This is a genomic window from Enterococcus pernyi (genome assembly GCF_045371165.1).
GTDB lineage: Bacteria > Bacillota > Bacilli > Lactobacillales > Enterococcaceae > Enterococcus_B > Enterococcus_B pernyi.
Map to the genome: position 1 here is coordinate 22,849 of NZ_JBIQDM010000010.1, position 24,332 is coordinate 47,180.

At 40.3% G+C, this 24,332-nt stretch carries 24 protein-coding genes and 1 riboswitch; of the genes, 1 reads left to right on the forward strand and 23 read right to left on the reverse strand.

Annotation, left to right across the window (positions count from 1 at the left end; all coding sequences use genetic code 11):
• Positions 1–359: 359 nt before the first annotated feature.
• The 16 genes from mreD to ACH0AK_RS11435 form a co-directional block, all read right to left on the reverse strand.
• Positions 360–884, reverse strand: a complete 525-nt coding sequence (mreD, locus tag ACH0AK_RS11360) for a rod shape-determining protein MreD (RefSeq protein ID WP_010734108.1) — start codon at positions 882–884, stop codon at positions 360–362.
• A 3-nt stretch (positions 885–887) separates the two neighbouring features.
• The gene (gene mreC, locus ACH0AK_RS11365; protein ID WP_010734107.1) at positions 888–1,742 is read right to left on the reverse strand and encodes a rod shape-determining protein MreC; all 855 of its coding nucleotides are present in this window, start codon (positions 1,740–1,742) and stop codon (positions 888–890) included.
• Positions 1,743–1,901: 159 nt separating this feature from the next.
• On the reverse strand, positions 1,902–2,540 hold the full coding sequence (locus tag ACH0AK_RS11370; protein ID WP_010734106.1) for a thiamine diphosphokinase: 639 nt from the start codon (positions 2,538–2,540) through the stop codon (positions 1,902–1,904).
• Positions 2,540–3,190 carry a ribulose-phosphate 3-epimerase gene (gene rpe, locus ACH0AK_RS11375; RefSeq protein WP_010734105.1) on the reverse strand — a complete coding sequence of 217 codons (651 nt, stop codon included), beginning with the start codon at positions 3,188–3,190 and terminating at the stop codon, positions 2,540–2,542. The genes ACH0AK_RS11370 and rpe overlap by 1 nt, the downstream gene beginning before the upstream one ends.
• A 12-nt stretch (positions 3,191–3,202) precedes the next feature.
• Complete coding sequence (gene rsgA / locus ACH0AK_RS11380; RefSeq protein WP_029593934.1) at positions 3,203–4,102, reverse strand: ribosome small subunit-dependent GTPase A; 900 nt, start codon at positions 4,100–4,102, stop codon at positions 3,203–3,205.
• A 150-nt stretch (positions 4,103–4,252) separates the two neighbouring features.
• On the reverse strand, positions 4,253–6,301 hold the full coding sequence (gene pknB / locus ACH0AK_RS11385) for a Stk1 family PASTA domain-containing Ser/Thr kinase (RefSeq protein ID WP_010734103.1): 2,049 nt from the start codon (positions 6,299–6,301) through the stop codon (positions 4,253–4,255).
• Positions 6,298–7,038 (reverse strand): Stp1/IreP family PP2C-type Ser/Thr phosphatase, encoded by a 741-nt coding sequence (locus ACH0AK_RS11390; RefSeq protein WP_010734102.1) that lies wholly within the window; start codon positions 7,036–7,038, stop codon positions 6,298–6,300. Before ACH0AK_RS11390 ends, pknB begins: the two co-directional genes overlap by 4 nt.
• A 12-nt stretch (positions 7,039–7,050) precedes the next feature.
• Complete coding sequence (gene rsmB / locus ACH0AK_RS11395) at positions 7,051–8,409, reverse strand: 16S rRNA (cytosine(967)-C(5))-methyltransferase RsmB (protein ID WP_023520503.1); 1,359 nt, start codon at positions 8,407–8,409, stop codon at positions 7,051–7,053.
• A complete protein-coding gene (fmt, locus tag ACH0AK_RS11400; RefSeq protein ID WP_010734100.1) occupies positions 8,409–9,353 on the reverse strand; it encodes a methionyl-tRNA formyltransferase in 945 nt (314 codons plus the stop codon). The genes rsmB and fmt overlap by 1 nt, the downstream gene beginning before the upstream one ends.
• A complete protein-coding gene (gene def, locus ACH0AK_RS11405) occupies positions 9,346–9,837 on the reverse strand; it encodes a peptide deformylase (RefSeq protein WP_019722350.1) in 492 nt (163 codons plus the stop codon). Before def ends, fmt begins: the two co-directional genes overlap by 8 nt.
• A gap of 13 nt (positions 9,838–9,850) precedes the next feature.
• The gene (priA, locus tag ACH0AK_RS11410) at positions 9,851–12,259 is read right to left on the reverse strand and encodes a primosomal protein N' (RefSeq protein ID WP_023520505.1); all 2,409 of its coding nucleotides are present in this window, start codon (positions 12,257–12,259) and stop codon (positions 9,851–9,853) included.
• Positions 12,260–12,449: 190 nt separating this feature from the next.
• On the reverse strand, positions 12,450–12,755 hold the full coding sequence (gene rpoZ, locus ACH0AK_RS11415; RefSeq protein WP_010734097.1) for a DNA-directed RNA polymerase subunit omega: 306 nt from the start codon (positions 12,753–12,755) through the stop codon (positions 12,450–12,452).
• Between the two features lie 4 nt (positions 12,756–12,759).
• Positions 12,760–13,374 carry a guanylate kinase gene (gmk, locus tag ACH0AK_RS11420; protein ID WP_010734096.1) on the reverse strand — a complete coding sequence of 205 codons (615 nt, stop codon included), beginning with the start codon at positions 13,372–13,374 and terminating at the stop codon, positions 12,760–12,762.
• A gap of 257 nt (positions 13,375–13,631) precedes the next feature.
• Positions 13,632–14,522 carry a YicC/YloC family endoribonuclease gene (locus ACH0AK_RS11425; protein ID WP_023520506.1) on the reverse strand — a complete coding sequence of 297 codons (891 nt, stop codon included), beginning with the start codon at positions 14,520–14,522 and terminating at the stop codon, positions 13,632–13,634.
• 18 nt (positions 14,523–14,540) lie between these two features.
• Positions 14,541–14,759 (reverse strand): YdbC family protein, encoded by a 219-nt coding sequence (locus tag ACH0AK_RS11430; protein ID WP_019722353.1) that lies wholly within the window; start codon positions 14,757–14,759, stop codon positions 14,541–14,543.
• Positions 14,760–14,761: 2 nt separating this feature from the next.
• Positions 14,762–16,420, reverse strand: coding sequence for a patatin-like phospholipase family protein (locus ACH0AK_RS11435; protein WP_438725418.1), 1,659 nt, complete (start codon positions 16,418–16,420; stop codon positions 14,762–14,764).
• Between the two features lie 232 nt (positions 16,421–16,652).
• Between ACH0AK_RS11435 and ACH0AK_RS11440 the strand changes: the two genes are divergently transcribed.
• Positions 16,653–17,429: a hypothetical protein gene (locus ACH0AK_RS11440; protein ID WP_010734092.1), complete on the forward strand. Its 777-nt coding sequence runs from the start codon at positions 16,653–16,655 to the stop codon at positions 17,427–17,429.
• Between the two features lie 54 nt (positions 17,430–17,483).
• On the opposite strand, the gene thiT is transcribed toward ACH0AK_RS11440, so the two are convergent.
• The 7 genes from thiT to ACH0AK_RS11475 all read right to left on the reverse strand — a co-directional run bounded on the left by thiT (position 17,484) and on the right by ACH0AK_RS11475 (position 24,302).
• Positions 17,484–18,068, reverse strand: coding sequence for an energy-coupled thiamine transporter ThiT (gene thiT / locus ACH0AK_RS11445; RefSeq protein WP_023520509.1), 585 nt, complete (start codon positions 18,066–18,068; stop codon positions 17,484–17,486).
• Between the two features lie 83 nt (positions 18,069–18,151).
• Positions 18,152–18,254: riboswitch (TPP riboswitch) on the reverse strand.
• 23 nt (positions 18,255–18,277) lie between these two features.
• Positions 18,278–19,246: a ribose-phosphate diphosphokinase gene (locus ACH0AK_RS11450; RefSeq protein ID WP_019722356.1), complete on the reverse strand. Its 969-nt coding sequence runs from the start codon at positions 19,244–19,246 to the stop codon at positions 18,278–18,280.
• 89 nt (positions 19,247–19,335) lie between these two features.
• Positions 19,336–20,709, reverse strand: coding sequence for a bifunctional UDP-N-acetylglucosamine diphosphorylase/glucosamine-1-phosphate N-acetyltransferase GlmU (glmU, locus tag ACH0AK_RS11455; RefSeq protein WP_153830574.1), 1,374 nt, complete (start codon positions 20,707–20,709; stop codon positions 19,336–19,338).
• A 155-nt stretch (positions 20,710–20,864) separates the two neighbouring features.
• A complete protein-coding gene (gene purR / locus ACH0AK_RS11460) occupies positions 20,865–21,683 on the reverse strand; it encodes a pur operon repressor (protein WP_010734088.1) in 819 nt (272 codons plus the stop codon).
• Between the two features lie 175 nt (positions 21,684–21,858).
• The gene (locus ACH0AK_RS11465; protein WP_019722358.1) at positions 21,859–22,680 is read right to left on the reverse strand and encodes a metal ABC transporter permease; all 822 of its coding nucleotides are present in this window, start codon (positions 22,678–22,680) and stop codon (positions 21,859–21,861) included.
• Entirely contained in the window at positions 22,653–23,333 is a 681-nt protein-coding gene (locus ACH0AK_RS11470; RefSeq protein WP_010734086.1) for a metal ABC transporter ATP-binding protein, read from the reverse strand. Before ACH0AK_RS11470 ends, ACH0AK_RS11465 begins: the two co-directional genes overlap by 28 nt.
• Positions 23,334–23,351: 18 nt before the next feature.
• Complete coding sequence (locus tag ACH0AK_RS11475; protein ID WP_226077026.1) at positions 23,352–24,302, reverse strand: metal ABC transporter substrate-binding protein; 951 nt, start codon at positions 24,300–24,302, stop codon at positions 23,352–23,354.
• Between the last annotated feature and the right edge of the window lie 30 nt (positions 24,303–24,332).

Consider the following 24,332-nt stretch of genomic DNA (forward strand, 5'->3'; position numbering starts at 1 on the left):
TCATTCCTCCGACTGGCTTAATTTAATAAATATCTAAAAATATTTAAGTCTTTCTTAACGATAACAAAATTGTACCATAGCTGTATGTCAATGAGATAATAGTTATGTTACAAAAACATTTCAAAACAACTGATTATAATGACAGAAATGTAAGATGACATGGTTATTTTCATAATACATTTTTCAATAATTAAATAATGTTCGTTTTAAATTAAATAAAAAAAGGCTGAGACATTGGGCCTCTCGCACCACCTAAAACAGATTAAATGGCGGGCACAGAAGTAACTTCTTCGGCAATAAGGCGCCATCCACAAAAATTTGAAAAACAATTTCCGTGGATGGCGCCTTATTTCTCGAGACTAAACACCTCTGTCCCGACCTTCTTTGAATAGCTTCTTTAATGGGAATACAAGTAGAGCGAACAATACCATATTCAATAATAATGTTGGGCCTAAATATTTAGTGATAAAGTACGTACTATCTACACTCGCAAGTTTGAATACCATTTGTACGATCAATGTAAACAACTCATAGCCTGTGATGAAAATGATGAGGCTAAAAAACTCAGTAAAAATATTTACATGGATGACCGATTTCATCCCATACATGATAAATACTAATAAAGGTAAAGCAACTGCGTAAATACCAATTACACCAATATAGTAAGAATCAAAGATAATACCTAAAACTAATGTCGTGATCAGTAAGTAGCGTTTGGAAAAACTCAAACTGCAAAATAGTAAAACCAATATCAAAAGATGCGCACTTGCCATGTAGTCACCGCTCGACCACCTGATCATCATTCGGGTAAAGTGCCCATCGATCAACATGAGTAGGAACAGGAGGATCGGCAAATAAATGGTCATTTTCTCTTTTTTCAGCATGGACTATTCCTCCACAAGACGTTTGATGATCGTTACTACTGGGAGATCATACATATCCGCATAAGGTTTGACATAGACTTCGCGATCTAGCCCATAACTATCTGGTTTTGTTTTGATGACTGTACCGATTTGTAGATCTGCTGGCGAGTTGCCTCCAAGACCTGATGTTTGTACTACGTCGCCCTCTTTGATTTCACTGTCACCTGTTAGCTGTGTCACAACTAGCGCTTGTAACTTTTCGTCATAATTCTTGAGTAAACCGAAAGATTCTCCGTTTCCAGAAGATACGCGGACAGGAAAATGGTTGGAACTTACATTTGATGAAGTCAGCAATTCTACTTTAGAAGAAGTGGCATTGACTTCAATGACACGTCCGACTAAACCTTTTTGCGCCATGACTGCCATATTGACTTCGATTCCATCATTTGATCCTTTATCGACGACTAATAGATCTTGCCATGAGTCAGGTGAACGAGTGATCACATTTGCTGTGACTCTTTCATAACTCGTCAACGTTTGGCTTAAATCGAGTTCGCTTTTTAGTGCATCGATTTCTTTTTGCATGTTCTTGTTTTTTTGAGCTATCTCATCATAGCTGTCGATTTTTTCTTTTAACCGTTCATTTTCTGAATAGGTGGTGAAAAGATGATGTACTGAATCCACGCCATTTTGGACCCATTTGACCGGAGCAGAAATCGTCCGATCGACAAAAGAGACACTGTCGTTCACAATAGATTGGAAGAAATTGGGCTTTCCTTCATTCGCTCGCTGGGCAGCTGTCACACTTAGGACCGTTACTACAATAATAACGATGACTAAGGTAATAATGATATTTTTATTAGGATTGAACTTCTTCACAAAGACACCTCGAATTAAATTAGACTCTTACCTGTAATTTTATCATTAAATAAGGGGAAACAAAAGGCTCGACCCTTCTTTTAAGCTTTTTTTAGCAAATAATTTAAACTGTCATTTTTCCGCTTCATTTCTTTTGCTACTTTGTCCTGAACCGATCCATCAATCTTTACTTTGGATGACTGAAATGATTCCTTCAGAGAAGCTGAAGGATGCTTTGTCAGTGACAAATTCATTGCTTGCATAAGAAGTTGGACGAGATACTTCCTCGTTTGATAGTTGATATTTGCTGTCAGATAATGTCAATTGACTAACAGGTGTCAAACAACAGTAAGCCAAATACTTCATTTCAGGAATTTTTTTTATCTCGTAAGCTCCTGGTAGATAGTAAGTGATTACGTTTTGTTTGTCTTGTATTTGGATCTGTCGTATAAAGGGTTGAAACCGTGGTTCTAATGCTAACCATAGATTAGCTAATAAATGATCTAATCTTCCACCAGTTGCACCGATCAGTGTCACGCTTGCTTCTGGAAAGTGTTCGAATGTCTTTGCTAAACCTAGCTGAGTGTCCGTATCGTCTTTCTCTGCTGGCGCTTGGTGTACTTCGACAGCTTTATCGGATACTCGTTGATATTCCGAGGAAGACAATGAATCAAAATCACCGATTGCTAGATCTAATGAATAGCCTTTTTCAAGTAAATAGAGTGCCCCACGGTCAATGCCCACGTATTGATCAAATGATTGCTGTGACAAGTCTGGCCAATTTTCTGGTGATCCGCCTGCAACAAGTAATACTTCCATTAGCCTAATGCCTTTTTCAATTGATCGATTTGAGCTGCTGGATCTTCTGCACTATAGACATAGGAGCCTGCAACAAATACGTCTGCACCTGCTTCACGACAAATTTTTGCAGTTTCTGGAACGATTCCACCATCCACTTCGATTTGATAGGTCCAATCGTTCACCTTGCGTAATTCCGCTAACTCTGCGATTTTATCCACTGTTTCTGTAATAAAGCTTTGTCCGCCAAATCCTGGATTGACTGTCATCACTAACACTTGATCAACTAAAGGCAAAACATGCTTGATCATTTCGATCGGTGTACCAGGATTGATAACGACCCCTGCTTTGACATCTAAATCTTTGATCATCTGGATCGCACGATGGATATGTGGTGTCGATTCCACATGGACCGTAATGATATCTGAACCTGCTTTTGCAAAATCAGCAATATAATTTTCAGGATTGATGATCATCAAATGAACGTCTAAAGGTAGTTTTGTGACCGGACGGATTGCTTGCACTACATTCGATCCGAATGTAATGTTAGGAACGAATTGGCCGTCCATTACGTCCACATGGATATAGTCTGCTCCACCTTTTTCTACTCGTTCAATGTCTGCTTGGAGATTGGCGAAATCTGCGCTTAAAATCGATGGTGCTATTTTCATAAAAATACCCTCCTACTTTCTTCTAGTTTCTTTTTTGTTGTACATCGGTTTACGGTTTTCAACTTCTTGCAAAAATTGCAAGTAATTGTCATAGCGAGTCTGTGCAATTTCTTTTGCCGCCACTCTTCGTTTGACTTCACAATCTGGCTCTTTTACGTGCATACACTCTCTAAAGCGACAGTCTACAGAAGCATCGACAAATTCAGGGAATTGTTTGGATAACTCGACAGGTTCGATGACTAAGAAATCAATAGAACTGAAACCTGGTGTATCGGCAACCAATCCATCATAGAGTGGTAATAACTCGACATGTCTTGTCGTGTGACGTCCACGTCCCAAAGAATCAGATATTTCACCTGTTTCTAACTCAAGCTCTGGTGAGATCTGGTTGAGCAACGTCGATTTACCTGCACCTGACTGTCCCATGAAAACAGTCAGTCTTTCTGGAAAATAGCGAACTAATTCATCCGTGTCACCCTGTGTGCGAGGGACGATCACTGGATAGCCGATTTTTTCGTAAGTCTCTTTAATTTCTTTTATTTGTGTAGAATCGACAGCTAAATCCGTTTTCGTCAAATAGATCACTGGCTCGATCGATTCATATTCCAACATGACTAAAAAACGGTCGAGTAGATTATAAGAGAATGTTGGTTCGATCAAACTCGTCACAACAACTCCTAAATCAACATTTGCTACTGGTGGTCGTACTAATTGATTTTTACGTGGTAAAACTTCTAGTAGATAGCCATCGGTCTTGTTTTCACTTTCAAATATGACTTGATCGCCAACAAGGGGCGTGATCTTTCGATTACGAAAATTCCCTCGACCTCGTGTCTGATAGGTCTCTCCATCTTTATATACGTAATAAAATCCACTTATTGCTTTTCTGATTTGCCCTTTAATGAAACCCACCTCCAATTTTAGTATATTTTACCATAGGACAGCAGAAGTTAGGAGAAATCACCAAAAAATAGACCTAAGAATTTCCTCAAATGCCGCCGACATTTTGAATTCTCAGATCTATTTTTTTCATTATCGTTTTAGTTCTTTTAATTCTGTCTACTAGTCACTATCCGTCGAGGACGGTGTGGTGGTACTACTACTAGTTGTTTCGGAACTTGAACTACTGCTTGAACTGCTAGAAGAACTGCTGGAAGAATCTTTTTCAGAACTTGATGATGCTTTCGCTGGGTCTGGTCCTTTTGAGTAAATCACATTGACGATCGTTCCTGATGTGATTGATGCACCTACTCCTGGATCTGTACGGATCACTTTGTCTTTTTCTACTGTATCTGAAAACTCATACGTTTCATGACCAATGTAGTCGGCACCGATACCAGATAAGTAACTTTGCGCATCACTTTTCGTATAACCAGAAATGTCATTCAGTGTCTTCGCATCTGGTCCTTGACTCACCACGAAACTAATAAATGTCGCATCCGTCAATGGTTCCCCAAAACTTGGTGACTGACTGATGATTGCACCGGCTGGGACCGTATCACTATAATCATTCGTTGCACTGATATTCGTATAGCCATTCGTTCTCAAAATACTAAGAACTGTTTCATAGTTTTGTCCGGTGTAATCGCTCATCGTCGGCTGACTTCCTTTACTAACAGTAAAAGTAATCGTATCTGATGTGGGATCGACTTCTGTTCCTTCATCTTCTGATTGCGAGATGATATTTCCACTAGTGACCTCATCACTAAATTCTTCTTCTTTTTTGATTCTACTTGAAGAGAAACCTAAATCCAGTAGCTGCTTGCGCGCTTCATCGTAAGACATACCCGTAAAATCATCGAGTTGGATTTTCTTCTTACCTGTACTGATATAAAGCGTGACTTCACGATTTTGTTTCACTGTTGTTCCTGAGGCTGGATCTGTTTTGACCACATTTCCTTTCTCAATCGTATCGTCAGCAATTTCTTCAGTGTTCGTTGCTACCTTTAATTTTGCTTGTGTCAAAGCTTCTCTTGCTGAAGCTTCGGATTGACCCGAAACATCGGGAACCGTTACTTCTCCTCGTCCACCTGAAGCAAATAAAATCGCTGTCCCAATTCCTAACAAAGCAAGCAAGACCAGCAAAATGATCCACCATTTTTTTCTTTTTTTAGTCTTTACATCTGGCATTGTTTCTTCGGGATCTGGTAATTCTTCCGCTGGTTTCTCTTCGGGAAGAGGCATTGACTTAAAGGAATCTGGCATCGGTGTTTCTGCCGTCAGTGGTGTCAATACTCTTGTTTCGTTGTCCATCGCCTGGGGTTGCCATTTTTCTTCGTTTGCTCGTTCTAACGACAACACCGTTGCTAGGTCATCTGCCATTTCTTCTGCCGTTTTATACCGGTCGACAGGTTCTTTGGCTGTTGCTTTCAAGACAACATTCTCCAATGACTGAGGTGCCCCTGGATCTAACTCTTTGATTGAAGGCAAATCATCCTGAAAATGTTTCAGTGCAATGGTGACAGCTGATTCCCCATCAAAAGGAACGCTTCCTGTCAGCATTTCATATAAAATGATCCCTAACGCATAGATATCTGATTGTTTTGTCGCCATACTACCTCTTGCTTGTTCTGGTGAAAGGTAGTGAACCGAACCAAGCATCGTATTCGTTTGGGTGATCGATGTTTCCGATAAAGCAATCGCAATACCAAAATCGGTGATTTTCACAACACCTTCATTATCGATCAAGACATTTTGTGGTTTTAGATCTCGGTGGATGATTTGATGGCTATGTGCTAAAGAAATCGCAGACAAGATTTGTTGCATGATGTTTACTGCTGTTTCATAAGGAATCGGATAGTGCGTTTGGATATAACGTTTTAAATCCATTCCCTTTACATATTCCATAACTAAGTACTGCATGTTATCTTCTTCACCGACATCATAAACACTGACGATATTTGGATGAACTAATTCGGTTGCCGCTAATGCTTCTCGTTGAAAACGACGGATCGCCGTTTGGTCATTTTGGAAATCAAAGCGTAGGACTTTGATTGCAACATCTCGATCTAAAATCAAGTCATGGGCTAAAAAGACATTTGCCATACCGCCACTACCGATGTTACCGGTAATTTGGTAACGACCATTTAATTTTCTTCCTGGCTCAATCATGCAACATCCTCCTTGTATTCAATAAGAAGAACGCTGATATTATCTGCTCCGCCAGCTTCATTTGCTTGATCCACTAATTGCGTTACTTTTTCTGATAATGATCCTTCTTGATTGATGATCGTACCGATCGTTTCTTCTGACAGCATATTCGTCAAACCATCCGAACATAGAAGCAAACGATCTTGGAGTTGCCAAAGATACGTTGCAACATCGACTTCTAATGATCCTGGCATGCCGACAGATCGAGTCAAGATATTCTTACGTGGATGATTGACGGCCATTTCTTCGCTGATTTCACCAGATTTGACTAATTCATTTACTAAAGAATGGTCTTCCGTCAAGCGAATGATCCGATTATCGCGAAGCAAATACGCACGACTATCGCCAACATTGGCAATCGTGAAACGTTCCTCTGATAGGGCAGCTGCTACGATCGTTGTTCCCATTCCGTTATATTCAAGCTGTTCTTGTCCTAATTGATGAATCGCGCGGTTTTCTTCTTGGATCGCTTGGATAAACCACTGCGCGATTTTTTCGTCATCAAGTAACGCTTGCTCTTCCCAGGCTTTCCCTAAATTTGTGACGGCCATTTGACTAGCAATATCGCCTGCGCGGTGCCCACCCATGCCATCTGCTAAAACCGCCAGCGTGAGACCGACTTGGTTTTCAAATACACTGACATAATCTTGATTCGTATTACGTCTTCTTCCTACATCTGATTGATATTCAATCTGCATACTTTCACCTCATTACTTTTTGCGCAAACAACAAATGAAAAAGCCATCTGTATAAGATTGATGTGGATACAACGTCAACATCTTATCCTTGATTGATGATTGTAGCACAGGATCAACTAAAACATCAATCTTCTCAAAATCAGGATGTCGTTGTAAAAACGCTGAAACAACTTCTTGATTCTCTTCTTTCAAAATCGTACAAGTACTGTAGGTCAATATTCCTGAAGGTTTAAGAGCCGTAGCCACACTTTCCAAAATAGCTAGTTGGATAGCCGGTAAATTGGCTAATTCTTTTTCATTATTTTTATAACGAATATCTGGTTTTCGGCGTAACAAGCCAAAACCGGAACATGGAGCATCTACTAAAATACGGTCAAATTGTTCTGCTTCAAACTGTTCTTTGACTTCACGTGCATCCATTTTTTGTGCGAACACTGCGTTGGCAACTCCTAAACGGCGAGCGTTCTCTTCCACTAGTTTTACTTTGTGGTCATGGACATCTAGAGCCACGACTTCTCCTCCACAAGTTGGATCAAGGAACGTGGCGATATGGGTCGTTTTGCCACCAGGGGCAGCGCAGGCATCTAGTACATGATGTTCTGGCTCAATCTGCATCGCTGGTGCAACAAGCATCGAGCTTTCATCTTGGATCGTCATCAAGCCATCGTGAAAAAGTGTCGTAGAGGCGAGTCTGCCCTTTTCAGCAATCACACCATATGGGCTTATTGGACTTGCTTTTACATCTAGTCCTTCTTCTTTCAATTGATCCAGTGCTTGTTCACGCGAAAGTTTACGGGTATCAATACGGCCACTCACATGACTTGGTTGATACAATGAAAGACCTAACCTTTCTGTTTCCTCGTAGCCGATTTGGTCAATTAAGCGCTGTGTCAGCCAATTCGGCAGACTTAATTTAACGGCTAAACGTTCGACTTCATCTGTGATAGTTTCCAGATCAGGTTTTCCTTGACGTAAATAATTTCTTAATACACCATTCACAAATTTCCCTGTGCCGGGGTTACCTTTGATTTTTGCAATTTCTACTGCTTCATTCAAAATTGCATGATCAGGTACTTTATCTAAAAATTCGAGTTGATAGACAGACAAATACAGCAAAGTTTTGACCCAGTCATCCACTTTTTTTGCATTTGCAATCAATGGCGCAACATAAAATGCAATCAAACGATGGCGACTGATCGTTCCATACACTAGTTCTGTAAACAGACCGATATCTTTTTGGTTAAGGTCGCCTTGGTTGATCATCTCATTCAACAATAGATTGGAGTATGCTCCACCTTTGTTGACACGCTCTAATGTCATCAACGCCATAAAGCGAACCGAACGTTTCATTTTTTTTGGTATTTTCGCCATTATTTCACCTGCTGTCCTACAGCGACTTGTTGTCCACTGCCATTTAGGAATTCTTGTATTAGTTGTTTTGCTTTACCGGCAGGTTGTAGTTCTTTGATCGATAATACCGTCTGTTCCCCACAAGCTACCCATAATTGTTTTTTATCTTTATGGATGATAGTTCCTGGTGTTTCAGATGTCGTTTCATCTGCCAACACATCTACTGCCCAAAGCTTCCAGCGTGTTCCTTCATAGGTTGTAAAAGCAATGGGCCATGGACGCATGCCACGAACTTGGCAGTCGATTTCTTCTGCTGTTTTTTCCCAATTGATTGCTTCTTGTTCACGTGTGATATTCGGTGAAAACGTTGCTTGGTCCTCATTTTGAGGCGTAGGCGTCAATTCGCCAGAAATGATCTTTGGTAGTGTTTCTAGCAATAACTCTTTGCCTAATAGACTAAGTTTTTCAAACATCGTACCGACATCATCTTGTTTAGTGATTGGTAGGCTTGCTTGTGAGAAAATACCGCCCGCATCCATTTTCTTGATCATCTCCATAATCGTTACACCTGTCTCTTTTTCCCCGTTGATAATGGAATAATGGACTGGTGCACCCCCACGATATTTTGGCAACAAAGAGGCATGAACATTGATTGCTCCATGTGTTGGAACTTGCAATAGTTTCTCCGGTAAGAATTGACCAAATGCTGCTGTTACCAGCACATCTGGTTGCAAATCAATGATTGTTTGCATTTCTGGAGAACCCGTGATTTTTTCTGGCTGTAGCACAAGAAGATCGTGCTTCAAAGCCGCCACTTTCACAGGTGTTGGGGTAATGATTTTTTTTCTTCCCACTGGTCGATCAGGTTGTGTCACGACAGCGACGATCTCATACCCTTGGTCGATCAGCCCTTCTAGTACAGGAACTGAAAATGCTGGGGTTCCCATAAATACGATTTTAGTCATCTAAATGTTCCTCCATGTATTCTTCGAGTTTTTCTTCGGGGATTTGTTCGATCATTTTATCGATAAATAAAATCCCATCTAAGTGATCGATCTCATGTTGAAAGGCACGTGCAAGATAGCCAAACGCGGTAACTTCGATTTCCTCTCCGTCACGATCATAATATCGAACTGTTACTTCATCTGCACGTTTGACTGTACCGTAGACATGCGGAATACTTAAGCAACCTTCCACATCGATACTTTCTCCTTTTGCCTCGATGATCTCAGGATTGATGAGTTCAAATTTATCCCCTTCATCGACTTCAACAATAGCGATCCGTTGATTTTTGCCGACTTGCGGCGCGGCGATGCCGACGCCGTCATTTGCCACCATTGTTTCATACAAGTTATCTAACAAGACGATAGTCTCATCAGTGATCATATCGATTGGTTGGGCTTTTCGATTCAATTTTTTATTTGGGTGGATCATTATTGGATAACGCATAGTGTTTCCTTTCTTAAATAAAATGTAGCGGCTCGTTGTCGATCGCAACAAATAGATTTTGTCGCTGTTCTTTTTGACTTTGATCCAAAATTTCTTTCAGGACGTTAGGCAGTTCTGGTTCATGTTTATATTTGATGATCAGCTGATAGTAATAGCGATTTTTCACACGTAAAACGGTGCTAGGTACCGGACCTAACAGAAGGCTGTTCGTTCCTAATACTTGTTTTAATTGACTGGCGATCTGAAAGATTTTTTTGGCTGCGACTTGTTCTTCTGGATGACTCGTCGTGATTTTCACAGTGAAGTAATAAGGCGGATAGCCTCCACGATGGCGTACATTCATTTCTTGTTGATAAAAGCGTTCATAATTTTGTTCCTTTGCTAAAGTTACCGCATAGTGATTCGGATTAAATGTTTGGATCACGACTTCCCCAGCTTTTTCGGCTCTTCCTGCCCTTCCGGAGACTTGTGTCAATAATTGGAAGGTATGTTCACTAGAACGAAAATCTGGCAGGTTCAACGAAGTGTCTGCATTTAGAACGCCGACTAAGGTCACATCAGGAAAATCTAACCCTTTTGCGATCATCTGCGTTCCTAGTAGAATATCCGCTTGTTTGTCCCCAAATTTTTGTAAGATTCGTTCATGCGCGCCTTTTTTTCTGGTGGTATCCACATCCATCCGCAAGATTCTTGCTTGAGGATACAGTGCTTTTAACTCTTCTTCCACTTTTTGTGTTCCCGTTCCATAATACCGGATCTTGTTTTCCCCACAATTTGGACAACGATGCGGGATCGCTTCTTCATGTCCACAATAATGGCAACGCATCGAGCGAGAATCCATATGGAGAGTCAATGAGATATCGCAATTTGGGCAAGGCAAGACAAAGCCACAATCTCGGCACATCACAAAGGAAGAATACCCTCGTCGATTCAATAGAAGAACTGTCTGTTCTTTTTTCTCTAATCGATCTTGGATTTTTTCTTGTAATAATTGAGAGAACGTCGATGTCTGATTCTTTTCGAATTCTTCACGCATATCAACGACTTCGATCTCAGGTAATTGCGCACTCATTTTCGCACGCTGACTCAAATGCAACATGCGATAGACCCCTTTTTGTGCACGGGCTCTTGATTCGAGGGAAGGTGTCGCGCTCCCCAAAACGATCGGGCAATGATGGTAATTCCCACGCCATATAGCTAAATCTCTGGCATGGTAACGCGGGGTTTCATCTTGTTTATAGCTCGATTCATGCTCTTCATCAATGATGATCAACCCAATGTTCTCTAGTGGGGCAAAGATCGCTGAACGCGCACCGACGACGACCTGCGCTTCATTGCGCTCGATTTTACGCCATTCATCATATTTCTCACCTTGAGATAAGCCACTATGTAAAACTGCGACGGATTCTCCAAAGCGCCCTTTAAAACGTTCGACCATCTGAGGGGTCAATGCGATTTCAGGAACCAACATGATTGCTGTCTTCTTCTCTGCCAAGACATCAGCAATGGCTTGAAGGTAGACTTCCGTTTTCCCACTACCAGTAATTCCTTCAAGTAAAAAGGTTTCATTCTTTTCCTGATGACAGGCTTCAATGATCTGCTGAACCGCCGATTGTTGTTCTTCATTCAATTGTAAGGCAGTCGTTCGTTCAAATACCCGATCTTTATAAGGGTCACGATAACTTTCGACTTCTTCGATACGCAACCAACCTTTATCTCTACCTTGATTCAATACGGCAGAACTGACTCCTTTTTCTTTGAAATAAGCAATAGGCATTGGTTTTTCCATTTCTGACAAATAAAGAAGTAATTCTTTTTGTTTTTTCGCATTTTGCCTCAAGGTGCCCCAAGCTTCATCGAGTTGTCCTTTTGACAAAAGAGAGTGAACGACACGGATCGTTTTCACTTTGTTTTTTGTATGGACTTCGTAACGGATATCAACTAGCTTGTTTTTACGCCAACGGATCAATTGCGGTAAAATCCCAGTTTCTTCCGCTTCCTTCCAAGAAATCTCTTGTCTACCTGCGAAAAATGCAACGACTTCTGGTTCATCGGTCACTGGGTAAATGAGCTTATCGTATTCTGCTTTCATGACACTTGGTAGCATGGTTTGTAAACAGGTGATTTTAAAAGCATACGTAATGGTTTTCATATAGTCTGCTAACCTCATCAACTCTTGATTGACAACAGGTGCCAGGTCAAGTAATTGAAGGATTGGCTTTAATTCTTTTTTTATAGGTTGTTCGTTGGCTGTCAACGCCATCACAAAGCCTTGGACTTGGCGATTGCCGTTTCCAAATGGTATCGCTACACGCATACCGACTTGGATAGCCGCTTCCATTTCAGAAGGAACCAAGTAGGTGAATGCTTGGTCGGTTTGCATCGTTGGTACATCGACAATCACATCCGCAATAACAGTCATGGACTCCTTCTCCTTTCTTCATCTTGGTTTTAAACACAAAATGGCTCTTGCCTATTTTACTAGAGATTCCTTGTTTTGTCTTACTTTCTGCCAAATCCTAACAAAAAATTAACGCAGGAAAAAAAAGAGCCTAGGAACATTTCCCAAGCTCAAATCTTTTGCTATCCATAAGCTGAATAGTGAATTGATTTTATAGTTTTTGCTCGTCACGGATACGAGACTCTAATTCTTGTTGTGCACGGTCTTTTTGCGCACGACGTTCTTCGTCTTCCATACGTAGACGTTCACGTTTTAATTCAGGGTGTGGATCACTGATCACATTTCCTGCTTCGATTTCTTCTAAAGCTTGTCCAACGCTTTTGACAGAATCAAATGAATCCATTGTTGGTTGTGCTTTTGCGTCTAATTCATGTGCACGTTTACTTGCTAAGATCACTAGAGAATATTTTGAGTTCACGCGATCTAATAATGAGTCGATTGAAGGTTTTAACATCATAAGACTACATCTCCTTTAACATTTTGATATATTTTCCGATGACACGATCGACACGGAAATGTTCACTTGCAATAATATCTTTGATTCGGTTGACCGCTAATGGAACTTCATCATTGACAACAGCATAGTCATACAGTGCCATCATCTCGATTTCTTCCTTAGCGACTTTCATTCGTTCTTCGATTACTTCATCTGCATCTGTCCCACGCCCAACGATTCGTGATTTCAATTCTGCTAAATCTGGGGGCGTCAGGAAAATAAATACGCCGTCAGGTACTTTTTCTTTTACTTGTTGTGCACCTTGGACTTCAATTTCAAGAAAAACGTCTTTTCCTTCGTCTAAGGTTTTGTTGACATACGATAGTGGTGTACCATAATAATTCCCGACATATTCTGCATATTCCAACATTTCGCCTTTAGCGATCATTTGTTCAAATTCTTCGCGGCTTCGGAAATAGTAGTCGACTCCTTCAACTTCTCCTTCACGCATCTTGCGTGTCGTCATCGAAATCGAATATTGGAAATCATTATCCTCACTCTCAAAAATTGCTTTTCGCACTGTGCCTTTTCCCACACCGGATGGACCAGACAACACGATTAATAATCCACGCTCTGACATGACGACGTCCTTTCAACTAGTCTTTTTTATACTATTGCTTATTTTGCACTTTTTTCTTGCAACTTTCAAGGCTATTTTTTTATTATAGCTAGAAAACCTAGAAAAAGCTAGTCTACTTCCCACTAAAGAGTCCGAGACAAAAGTAAAAATTACTTTTGTTGGATACCTAAAAAATGAATAAACGGCGGGAACAGGAGTAACCTCTTCGGAAATAAGCCTGCCTAACGGATAGGTCATCAATTAGACAGGCTGGACACTTATTCAATATTTTGGATTTGCTCACGTATTTTTTCTAAAATCGTTTTAGACTGAACGACATGGTTTTTGATTTCGATCGCGCTTGATTTTGAGCCGATCGTATTGATTTCGCGATTCATCTCTTGTAAAAGGAAATCTAGTTCTCTACCCATGGGGTAATCTGCTTCAAGTAGCTCTTCCAATTTCTGCGTATGGATGATTAAACGGTCGATTTCTTCATGGATATCGCCACGCTCTAAAAGAATCGCTATTTCGGTCAATAAACGATCTCGCTCAACTTCTGCACCAAGAAAAGCTTCTAATTTTTCTTGGTATCTCGTCTGAAATTCTTGCTCATAAATCTCGACAAAGTTAGCTAATCCAGCAATATTTTGTTTTAATTCTGCGGTTTGTTGAAGTAACACGTTCGCCATGGCTTGGCCTTCTATACTCCGACTTTCTTCGATTGAACGAAGTGCTGTTTGCATCGTTTCTTTCGCTAATTGTGCAAGTAATTCTTGATCCTCTTCCGTTGCTTCAGCAATTGTCACAAACTCTTCGTTTAGTGCAAAACGTTCGATCAGTTTACCGATCGACAATGCGTTCGCTTCGCCATACCTTTCTTTAATACCGGTAGTCATCTGTGTATAGAGCGTATCGATCAGTTGCCAATTGATCGTCACTTTTTTATCTTGTTCACCTAAGTATGTTAAATTAATAAAGACATCGACACGTCCTCGACTTAACTTCGTTTTGATCAATTGTCTCAATTCATTCTCAACAAAGCCTAATACTTTAGGGCTACGTATCTGGATATCTAAAAACCGTTGATTGACGCTTTTGATCTCGATTTCAAGTTGATAGTTCTTTTTTTCGCGGATGGCATTGCCAAAGCCAGTCATGCTCTTCATGCGACAGAGTCCTTTCTTTTACATATTTTTAATTGCTTTTTGTAACTCTTCAAACTCTTCGTTCGTTAATGTTAGTCCCTTACCCATTTTTTCATGGTCCGGTGCCCAATCCCGCAAGTCAAATTTTGGTGGTCTGCCATTCCAACTCACTAAGTTCAATTCTTTGCGCCATCCCTTATTGTTTTCAGATAAAACTGCAATTTCTTCTACGATCTCATATGAGAATTCTTGTGCCATTTTTATTCCTCCTTTAGATGATAAAGATAGAGATACATCAAAGTTTCTACTGTATCTGCATTGAGTTGTCGTTGTAAGCGATCACTCTTTTTTTCTTTCACGTATTGATAGATCGCGTGTTCCTTCATTACGTGTATTTTAGCATTTCGTTCCAGTTTTCGAAACTTCAACCATTCGCTGGCATTTAATTGTCCAACCTTTTTTAAAAATGCTTCATCAATTTTACTTTCTTGGCAAATGAGCGGTAATATTTCTTCGACGGTATACACTTTATTCGGTAAGATCAATTTTTGTTTCGCTAGTAGCTCAAGCATCGCCAATCCGCATGTTTCACTTGTGACCCTGTCTTTATATACATTACGCAAGTCCCGCCAGAATTTTTCTTTGTAAAAAAAGGATACGTCTAAATCAAGTGTTTCGACTAAGAAACGTAAGAAACGTCGCCAATAACGTTCAGCTGGCTTTGCTGTTTCAAACGTATACCAGTTTCCTTGATAGATCCCTAAACATTTTTTAGCCTCTAAATAACCTAATTGGATATTCAATTGGTTTCTTTGTCGCTCAAAAACTAAGAAACCACCTAAAGACCAGTTTGAACAACATTTCCAGGTCACCAAAGCATCAGGTTCCTTGTATTTTTTTGTCACCCCAGGTCCTTGGACATCGACAATCAAGACTTCGGTTGCACCTTGTTGGATAGCAACATCTACTGGCACGTTATTTCGATAGCCCCCATCAACATATTTTGATCCGTCAATCTGACGATAAGCCATGGCAGGATAAAAAGAAGCAGAGGCGAGGACCCAATCGGCGATTTCTGTTGGTGCTAATGCTTGGATCCTTGTAACTGTTTCTTGAAATTCTGGGATTTTAGTTGCGATTGTATAGAGTTGCGGTTTTTCTGTACATTTGATTTTTTCCGCATCTAGGTACTGCTCTAGTAATGCTTCCAACGGTGCAATCGAGGTTCCTCCTTCGACTACTGCACGACGTGTCATCAAGCTGGCTTCTTGGATATAACGTTGCCTCAAATCTTCTGATAAGGCAACCTCTGGTAAAGCCAATACTTGATTGGTTGACAGTTCCTGCCACAAGTCAATGGCTTGTGTTAGTTGATCCTGAACGACCAAAGCCCCATTTAGCGCACCTACAGAAGTACCAGTAACGAGTGAAATCTCTAGATTTTCTTCTTTCAATGCTTTCCAAACACCTATTTGATAAGCACCATGAGCCCCTCCTCCGCCTAAGACAAGACCGGTATGATAGGATATTTCCTTCTCAAACGATTGCGTTCCCAAATAACCACTTTGGTGGAAAAGGTCGATCATGTTCGGTGAGATTGAATGATCAAAGCGGACGAGTCCGTATTTTTTGAAAAAATAACGAACCGTACTTTCTAGCAATAGGAAAATATCGGACCACTGCCAATATTCTTCTTCAATCAACACGTTGGTATAGATCAATTTTTCATTCGTTATTTCTGCAGTAAAGTAAATGTTCAGCCTTTTCGATACGATCTTCCATGCCTGTTGTTTTTTTGCCTGTTGACAAAAATGTTGCCGGCTTTCTTGATGTGTAGTAAAAAAACTAAAAAGTTGTTTTGCTTGCTGCACTCGATTCTGCTGATAACGTTCCGACCAATAGACTTTTTGAACTTTCATAGACACCTCGGATTCTCTTTTTCTTTTATTATATCAGTAATCAGAAAAAAAGGGTGGGGGTGAATAGTCATCTGATAACAGTGTTATATATATATAAATTTTTACTCTATGTTCATCGTTTATTCATAAAAAAAAGTTGCTTTGTAATCGAATTTTAAAATAAAAGAAACAAGCTTTTTTTCAGTAAATGTTGTAAAATGAAAGGGATGAGATACAGGGGAGGAGGAGCATGATGAGTGATTCAGTATATGTACATATCGATACAACTAGTAACGCCGTTTTGACCAAAGGGCTGACTATCAATGATTTTTCAAATAGCATCGTGCATTTTCCTCAAAATCTACTTTTGTTGGACCCTTCCGCATCTGCTGGAGAATATGAATCACACACAGGCTTGAAGGTCATTCGTGGAACTGAGAATATCCAAAGATTTTTCCAAACCGTTCGCAGCCGTAACAACAGTACGGATCTTAAATGGATCGATTTTACGGATTTGACGATGTTAAAAGAATTAAGCCCTTTAGAAATCTCAGAGTTGCTTTATTTTGGTCATATGAAAACACATCTCCATTCACCTTTTTTCTATAAATTACAAAATAACTTTGTTTATTTTGATTTGAGCGATCATCTAGGTAGAACCTATTATCGTTATTTAGATGAATTTTATCGGATTTTTGCCAACAAGTTAAGCACGATCTTGGCGGGAAAAATCAACGAAAAAAAATCATTCTTTCGAAAAGAGATCCCTGTTGAAAAAATCAGTGTGGAGATACTGAAAAAGATGCGTAATTTGATGCAAGAAGGAATCATTTTTTCGTTTGATCAAGCAGGTTTGGTCGATGACAAGTATGAGATCCCGATTTATGTCATTGAAGATTACGTTTGGAAATTAAAAGGAACACGTTACTTGGAAGAAAAACCGGTAGCTGTTCTCGTCTATCATGCCACTCAACAACGTTGGCAACTAGACGGCAACGTTTCTGATTTTGTCTACAACACATTTGTATAATGACAGTCAACTCCACTAAAAAAGCGTAAAGGTCAGCTGCCTTTACGCTTTTTTTTAATTTTTACTTTTACGTACCTGCAACCCTTCGGCTACAAATAAAGAAGGAACGGTCTGTTCAATACCTAATAGGACAATAGTTGTTACAATCCCCGTAGCTAACCCACTAGCGCCATTCATGACTAAAGAGAACAACCATGGATTCATTCCCCATAGTGCGAAACTCCCCCAAAAAGCAACCCCAGCGACAAAATGCCAGAAATATCTGGCAGTCACACCAACGAATGTCGCTAAAATAATCGTTGAGGCCATTTTCTTACGATTGCCTTGCAGATAACTCTGTTGCATTCTTTGCGAAAAAATTCCTGCAACGCCAGCAAACGTAAACGCGATCGGATACTCGATCAACACTTGGATGACACTCAAGTAATAGACAGTCCCCATGGGAAAATGAAGGATTCCCCATAGAAAAGCCGATCCCATACCAGCTTTCCAACCCCTTCTCAAGGCAAATAAAGTTAAAGGGATTTGCCCGAGTGAGATTTCAAAACTACTACCTATTTGTAGAGGAATCATCGACAACACTAAAGATAATGCTGCGACGATCGTTCCCTCGATCCAGACACGATGATTCTTATTCATAAAAAAGCTTCCTCCTTTATAATTGGACATCACAAAGGAGGAAGCAAGTTTGTTTTTTTACAAACAGCTTCGTGCTTTCACACTAGCTATTCATTCACAATTCCTACGCTCGCATAACCGAAACAGGTACGAAGGGTTTAGAATATATTCAGTCTCAGCCCAAAATGGACTCCCCTTTGTGATTGTAATTATTTAGTTTTTATTTTCCTTTATCTTTTTGTTTCAAATAAAGGACTAACTGGTTTGTTTTCATGGATACGTTTGATTGCGTCACCCATCAAGCCACCAACGCTTACTTCGTCAATCTTATCAATTTTGCGATCTTCTGGCAAATAGATTGAATCCGTTACAACTAAGCGCTCGATTGCAGAGTCTTCGATTCTTTGTAAAGCAGGTCCTGACAACACAGGATGTGTACATGAAGCATAAACGCTCACTGCTCCAGCTTCTTTCAAGGCATTAGCAGCCAATGTGATCGTTCCAGCTGTATCGATCATGTCATCGATCAAGACACACGTTTTGCCTTCTACTTGACCAATGATATTCATCACTTCTGCCACGTTTGCTTTTGGACGGCGTTTATCGATGATTGCAATTGGTGCTTTTAAAAATTCAGCCAATTTACGTGCACGAGTAACACCACCATGGTCAGGTGAAACAACGACAACATCATCGCCTTGAATCCCTTTTTCTAAGAAGTAATTCGCAATCAGTGGTGCGCCCATCAAATGGTCGACCGGAATATCAAAGAAACCTTGGATTTGGACTGCGTGCAAGTCAAGTGTCAACATTCTTGTTGCTCCAGCTTTTTGGATCATATTTGCCACTAATTTTGCAGTGATTGGTTCACGCGCGCGCGCTTTACGGTCTTGACGTGCGTAGCCGTAATACGGCATTACAACGTTGATCGTTTTGGCACTTGCACGCTTCAATGCATCGATCATGATCAACAGTTCCATCAGGTTATCATTTACCGGACTACTTGTTGATTGAATAACGTATACGTGTGAACCACGGATACTTTCTTCGATATTGACTTGGATCTCACCATCACTAAATTGAGTGACCGATGATTTTCCTAATTCAACCCCAACAGCTGCAGCAATTTTTTCTGCCAATGGACGATTTGAGTTTAATGCAAATATTTTTAATCTTGGATCAAAGTAATGTTTGGACATGAGGACCTCCGCTTTCTTTTTCACAACTCTACTACCTAATAAATACTAGTCATATTTGCCGAATAAATCAAGTGATTTTGCAAAAAGTATCAATTTGAATATGGGAGTTTCTTCGCGTATCCTTCTTTATTGACTTGTCTAGCGCGTGCGATTGCCATCGCATGTTCAGGAACATCGTTAGTGATCGTCGAACCAGCAGCGATACATGTATTCTCTGCCACGTCTACTGGCGCCACAAGATTCGCATTTGACCCAATGAAACTATGGTCACCGACTGTTGTATGATGTTTTGCTTTTCCGTCATAATTGACAAAGACGACACCACACCCCACATTGATTTCTTCACCTAGTGTTGCATCCCCGACATACGTCAAGTGACCAACTTTTGTGTTTTTGCCTATTTTTGCATTTTTCACTTCTACAAAGTTGCCGATATGGACGCCTTCTGCAATTTCTGCTTTTGGACGTAAATGGGCATACGGTCCTACATCTGCTTTACTTTTGACCACACTGTGTTCGATCACTGAGTTTTCGATGACTACTTGGTCACCGATCTTGCTATCAACAATACGTGAATGTGCACCAATAAAACAATCTTCACCAATTTCTGTTTCTCCTTGGATCTGAACGCCCGCTTCGATCACTGTATCTGAACCAATCACAACATCTGCATCAATATACGTAGTTGCAGGATCAACCAAGCTAACGCCATTGACCATATGTTTTTTGTTGATTCTTTGGCGCATCAACTCGTTTGCTTTTGCTAGTGCCATACGATCATTGACACCCATACACTCATCGAAATCTTCCGTCTGATACGCAGCAACTGGATTTCCAGCATCTTTTAGGATCTCAACGATGTCTGTTAAATAATACTCGCCTTGTGCATTGTCTGTTCCTACTTTATTCAACGCTTCAAATAACGCTTTGTTATCGAAACAGTAAGTTCCTGTATTGATTTCTTGAACTAACGCTTCTTCTGGCGAAGCGTCTTTTTGCTCAACGATTTTTTCAACGATTCCTACATGGTCACGAATGATTCTGCCATAACCTGTCGGATCTTCTGCTTGTGCAGTCAAAATCGTAGCACTTGCATTTTTCCCTTGATGGTATTCAAACAAGTTGTTCAACGTCTCAGTTGTCAATAAAGGGGTGTCACCACTGATGACTAACGTCGTGCCTTCCTTACCTGCTAAAAATGAGGCTGCTTGTAGTACCGCATGACCCGTCCCAAGTTGTTCCGCTTGTAACGCATACTCGCTACGTTCGCCTAGCTGAGCTTTGACTTTCTCTGCACCGTGACCAACGATCGTCACGATTTGATCAGGGTTTGTCTCACTTACACGGTTGATGATGTGTTCGACCATCGGTTTCCCAGAAACAGGGTGTAGGACCTTGTATAGTTTTGATTTCATGCGAGTACCTTTACCCGCGGCTAATATGATTGCATAACGTGCATCCAAATGTGTCACTCCTAAATTACGATTTATTATTTTTAGTTTAGCCCAGTCGCTCTTTTTTTTCAACTAAACGTTCATTTTAGCAACCAGGACGCAAAAAAAGAAGAGACATCATCCATCGCCTCTTCTTTTTCCATAGCACCGCTATGTTCGTTGTTTTATTCTTCGAAATAGTTGCCTGGTACTACAGTGATATTTTTCGTTTTTGTATCCACATCTTTGACGTAAAGTAGCGACGTGTAGTCATTGATTGCGCGATGTCCGTTGAATTTTGACTCCGCAAACACAGTGATACCGACAAGCTCAGATTCAAATTCTTCAATCAAGCTCTTCATTCCGTTCACTGTTCCGCCGCCTTTCATAAAGTCATCGACGACAAGCACGCGAGAACCACGTTTCAAACTTCTTTTTGATAGTTCCATTTTTTCGATCCGTTCAGATGAACCTGAAACATAGTTCACACTCACTGTAGAACCTTCTGTAATCTTAGAGTCACGACGAACGATGACAAACGGTGCGTTCAAGTAATAGGAAACGGCTTGAGCGATTGGCACCCCTTTTGTGGCTACAGTCATTACAGCATCGATTTTTTCTCCTAAATATTTTGAGGCAATGATTTTCCCTACTTGACGTAATAGCTCAGGTTCTCCTAATAGATCAGATAAGTAAACATAGCCTCCAGGGAGTAAACGGTCTTGTTCAGACAAGCGCTCAGCTAGCGATTCAACATATTTCTTTGCTTCTTCGTAGGAAATCTCCGGAATGAATAGAACACCTCCGGCTGCACCAGGGATTGTTTCAAGCGTTCCGTAACCTCTTTCTTTAAATGTTTTTTTGATGATTCCCAAATCTTCACTGATCGAAGATTTAGCAGATTCATAACGTTCGGCAAAGCTTGTTAATGAAATCAATTCATGCGGATGATCTAATAAATACTGTGTCATATCGACAAGACGCTCACTGCGACGTACTTTCAAAAATTCCAGCTCCTTTTTCCAACAAATTTTATCGTGTTTCATTATATAAGTTTTTTCGGGAAAATTCGAGCATTTTATCCAAAATTAAGAAAATAGTTCGGTATTTATAAAAAAGCAGGTAACTATTTAAGACATTTGTTTGTCTCAAATAACTACCTGTTTTAAAAATAGTGGTCTATTTTTTCCTTCTAATTCCTAATAAAATACGTTTACTCAAGTTGACTAATAAGAATAAAAAGATAAATACTAATGTGATAGTTGCCCCTGGCGGTGTATCCAAGTAGAACGAACTAGTTAACCCAGAAAGCATACCAATAAAACCAACGATGATACTGATCAATATAACAATATTGAAGCTTTTCCCTAAACGCATCCCGATTGCTGCTGGTAAAACCATAATAGCAGAAATCAGCAACGCGCCTGCTATCGGGATCATGACAGCGATTGCTACCCCAGTAATGATATTGAACATCATTGACATCCAACGAACTGGCAGCCCATCGACATGAGCGGTGTCTTCATCAAAGGTTAACACGTACATCGGACGTTTGAATAAGAAAAACAAAAGACCGATTACTGCAAACAAAATACCTAGGAATAGAACTTGTGGCCAAGTGATCGTCACAATCGATCCAAATAAATAAGATTGGATGCTCGTGGCAGAATTACCCCCACTCAAATTCATCAAAACTAATGCAAGCGCAAGTCCTCCTGCCATTAAGATCGCAATGGAAATCTCTGAATACGTACGATACATCGAACGTAGGTATTCTAAAATGATTGCAGCGATAACGACTACCACCATTGTGGTCATCGTTGGATTGAGATTGAGGAAAAATCCTAAGGCTACCCCTGCTAAAGAAACATGAGACAGTGTATCTGCCATCAACGATTGCCGACGTATCACTAAGAATACTCCTAACATTGGTGCGATTCCTGCAATAAAGATCGCAGCAAGAAATGCCCGCCTCATGAATTCATATGAAAGCAACGCCATTGAGAATCCTCCTTTCTCACTAAACGGATTTGTCGATCCGCATATTGTTTGATGTCTTCGTGATCATGAGTGATCATCAATACAGCTTTCCCATGGTCGTGTGCGCTATGGCGCAACAAACGATAAAATTCATTTCGTGATTCTTCATCCATTCCAGTAGTTGGTTCATCAAGTACAAATAAATCTGGATCAGTCGCAAAAATACGTGCTAAACTGATTCGTTGCTTTTGACCACCAGACAGCTCACCGATCCGACGATGACGCATATCCCACATACCAACAGATTCTAAGGCACGCTTGACATGCTCATGGTCTTTTTCGCTTAACCGTTTGAACCAACGACCTCTCGGATATCTGCCAGAACGTACTAATTCTAAGACTGTACTAGGAAAACCCGCATTAAAGGAAGAAACTTGTTGGGGAATGTACCCGATACTTAATTTGTCTCCGTCCTGATTTTTTCCTGCAATTTTGATGGTCCCTTTAGAGGGTTTCAATAACCCCAAAGAAGCTTTGATCAATGTAGATTTTGCCGCCCCGTTTTCACCAGTCAAAATCACAAATTCACCGGCATCTACATGATAAGAAACACCTTCTAACACAGGTTCTTCATCATAATAGAAAGTAAGATCAGCTATTTCTATATAACGCACATAGAGGACTCCCTTCCTTTACTTTATGCTTTCTTTTAATGCCTCTAGGTTTTTCTCCATGGTAGAAATGTAGGTTTCACCCGCTTTGATTTGTTCATTCGTCAAACTCTCAAGAGGATTAAGTACTTCAAGTTTTACACCTGTTTCCTTTGATAATGTCTCTGCTACTTTAGATGACGCATTTTCTTCAAAATAGATAACTTCGATTTTATTTTGATCGACAAAATCTTTCAATTCAGCCAATCGACTAGGCGTCGGCTCTTGATCCGGTGAAACTCCTGAGATGGCTACTTGTTTTAGGTCGTAGCGATTTGCTAAATAAGCAAAGGCAGCATGTTGCGTCACAAATGTTCGATTGGTTGCACCTTTTAATGCTTCTGTATAGTTCTGATCCAATGCTTCTAATTTTTTGATATAAGCTGCGGCATTTTGGTCAAATGTATCTTTCTTATCTGGATATTTCTTGCCGAGCTCTGTAGCAATCGTCTGTACTTCTTGGATCGCTAATGTTGGATCTAACCAAACATGAGGGTCATAGGCATGATCATGCTGATGTCCTTCTGATTCTTCGTGCTCTTCTTCATGCTCTTCTTCATGCTCTTCTTGTGACTCTAGACGTTCAATTCCCTTAGCGGCTTCGATCATCAACGTTCGATCGGTATCGACCGTATCTTTCAATGAGTCAACAAAAAATTCCATATCTGAGCTGTTATAAACAAAAACATCTGCATCCGCAATGGTTGCACTTTGTTTGGCACTTGGCTCAAAATCATGGGGTTCCGTTCCTGCGGGGATCAATAATTCGACCTTCCCAGTATCACCAACGACTTCTTTCGTAAATTCATACATCGGGTAAAACGTTGCGACAACGTTCAACTCATCTTGTGCCGATTCTTGGGTTGTCTGTCCACACGCTGTAAATAGGAAAGCTCCTATTGCTAAAGATGCGGCTAATAAATATTTCTTCATATATGCTCCTTTCAAAACAAATCGTAATAT

Excerpts from the sequence above, each read along its gene's own strand:
- rpe (WP_010734105.1), bottom strand. The coding sequence starts at position 3,190 with ATGAAAATAGCACCATCGATTTTAAGCGCAGATTTCGCCAATCTCCAA.
- rpoZ (WP_010734097.1), bottom strand. The coding sequence starts at position 12,755 with ATGATGTTAAAACCTTCAATCGACTCATTATTAGATCGCGTGAACTCA.
- mreD (WP_010734108.1), bottom strand. The coding sequence starts at position 884 with ATGCTGAAAAAAGAGAAAATGACCATTTATTTGCCGATCCTCCTGTTC.
- def (WP_019722350.1), bottom strand. The coding sequence starts at position 9,837 with ATGCGTTATCCAATAATGATCCACCCAAATAAAAAATTGAATCGAAAA.
- ACH0AK_RS11390 (WP_010734102.1), bottom strand. The coding sequence starts at position 7,038 with ATGCAGATTGAATATCAATCAGATGTAGGAAGAAGACGTAATACGAAT.
- gmk (WP_010734096.1), bottom strand. The coding sequence starts at position 13,374 with ATGTCAGAGCGTGGATTATTAATCGTGTTGTCTGGTCCATCCGGTGTG.
- ACH0AK_RS11425 (WP_023520506.1), bottom strand. The coding sequence starts at position 14,522 with ATGAAGAGCATGACTGGCTTTGGCAATGCCATCCGCGAAAAAAAGAAC.
- ACH0AK_RS11450 (WP_019722356.1), bottom strand. The coding sequence starts at position 19,246 with ATGTCCAAACATTACTTTGATCCAAGATTAAAAATATTTGCATTAAAC.
- pknB (WP_010734103.1), bottom strand. The coding sequence starts at position 6,301 with ATGATTGAGCCAGGAAGAAAATTAAATGGTCGTTACCAAATTACCGGT.
- thiT (WP_023520509.1), bottom strand. The coding sequence starts at position 18,068 with ATGAATAAGAATCATCGTGTCTGGATCGAGGGAACGATCGTCGCAGCA.
- priA (WP_023520505.1), bottom strand. The coding sequence starts at position 12,259 with ATGACTGTTATTGCGGATGTGATTGTCGATGTACCAACGATGCAAACC.
- ACH0AK_RS11465 (WP_019722358.1), bottom strand. The coding sequence starts at position 22,680 with ATGGCGTTGCTTTCATATGAATTCATGAGGCGGGCATTTCTTGCTGCG.
- ACH0AK_RS11430 (WP_019722353.1), bottom strand. The coding sequence starts at position 14,759 with ATGGCACAAGAATTCTCATATGAGATCGTAGAAGAAATTGCAGTTTTA.
- ACH0AK_RS11440 (WP_010734092.1), top strand. The coding sequence starts at position 16,653 with ATGAGTGATTCAGTATATGTACATATCGATACAACTAGTAACGCCGTT.
- ACH0AK_RS11435 (WP_438725418.1), bottom strand. The coding sequence starts at position 16,420 with ATGAAAGTTCAAAAAGTCTATTGGTCGGAACGTTATCAGCAGAATCGA.
- ACH0AK_RS11370 (WP_010734106.1), bottom strand. The coding sequence starts at position 2,540 with ATGGAAGTATTACTTGTTGCAGGCGGATCACCAGAAAATTGGCCAGAC.
- rsmB (WP_023520503.1), bottom strand. The coding sequence starts at position 8,409 with ATGGCGAAAATACCAAAAAAAATGAAACGTTCGGTTCGCTTTATGGCG.
- fmt (WP_010734100.1), bottom strand. The coding sequence starts at position 9,353 with ATGACTAAAATCGTATTTATGGGAACCCCAGCATTTTCAGTTCCTGTA.
- ACH0AK_RS11475 (WP_226077026.1), bottom strand. The coding sequence starts at position 24,302 with ATGAAGAAATATTTATTAGCCGCATCTTTAGCAATAGGAGCTTTCCTA.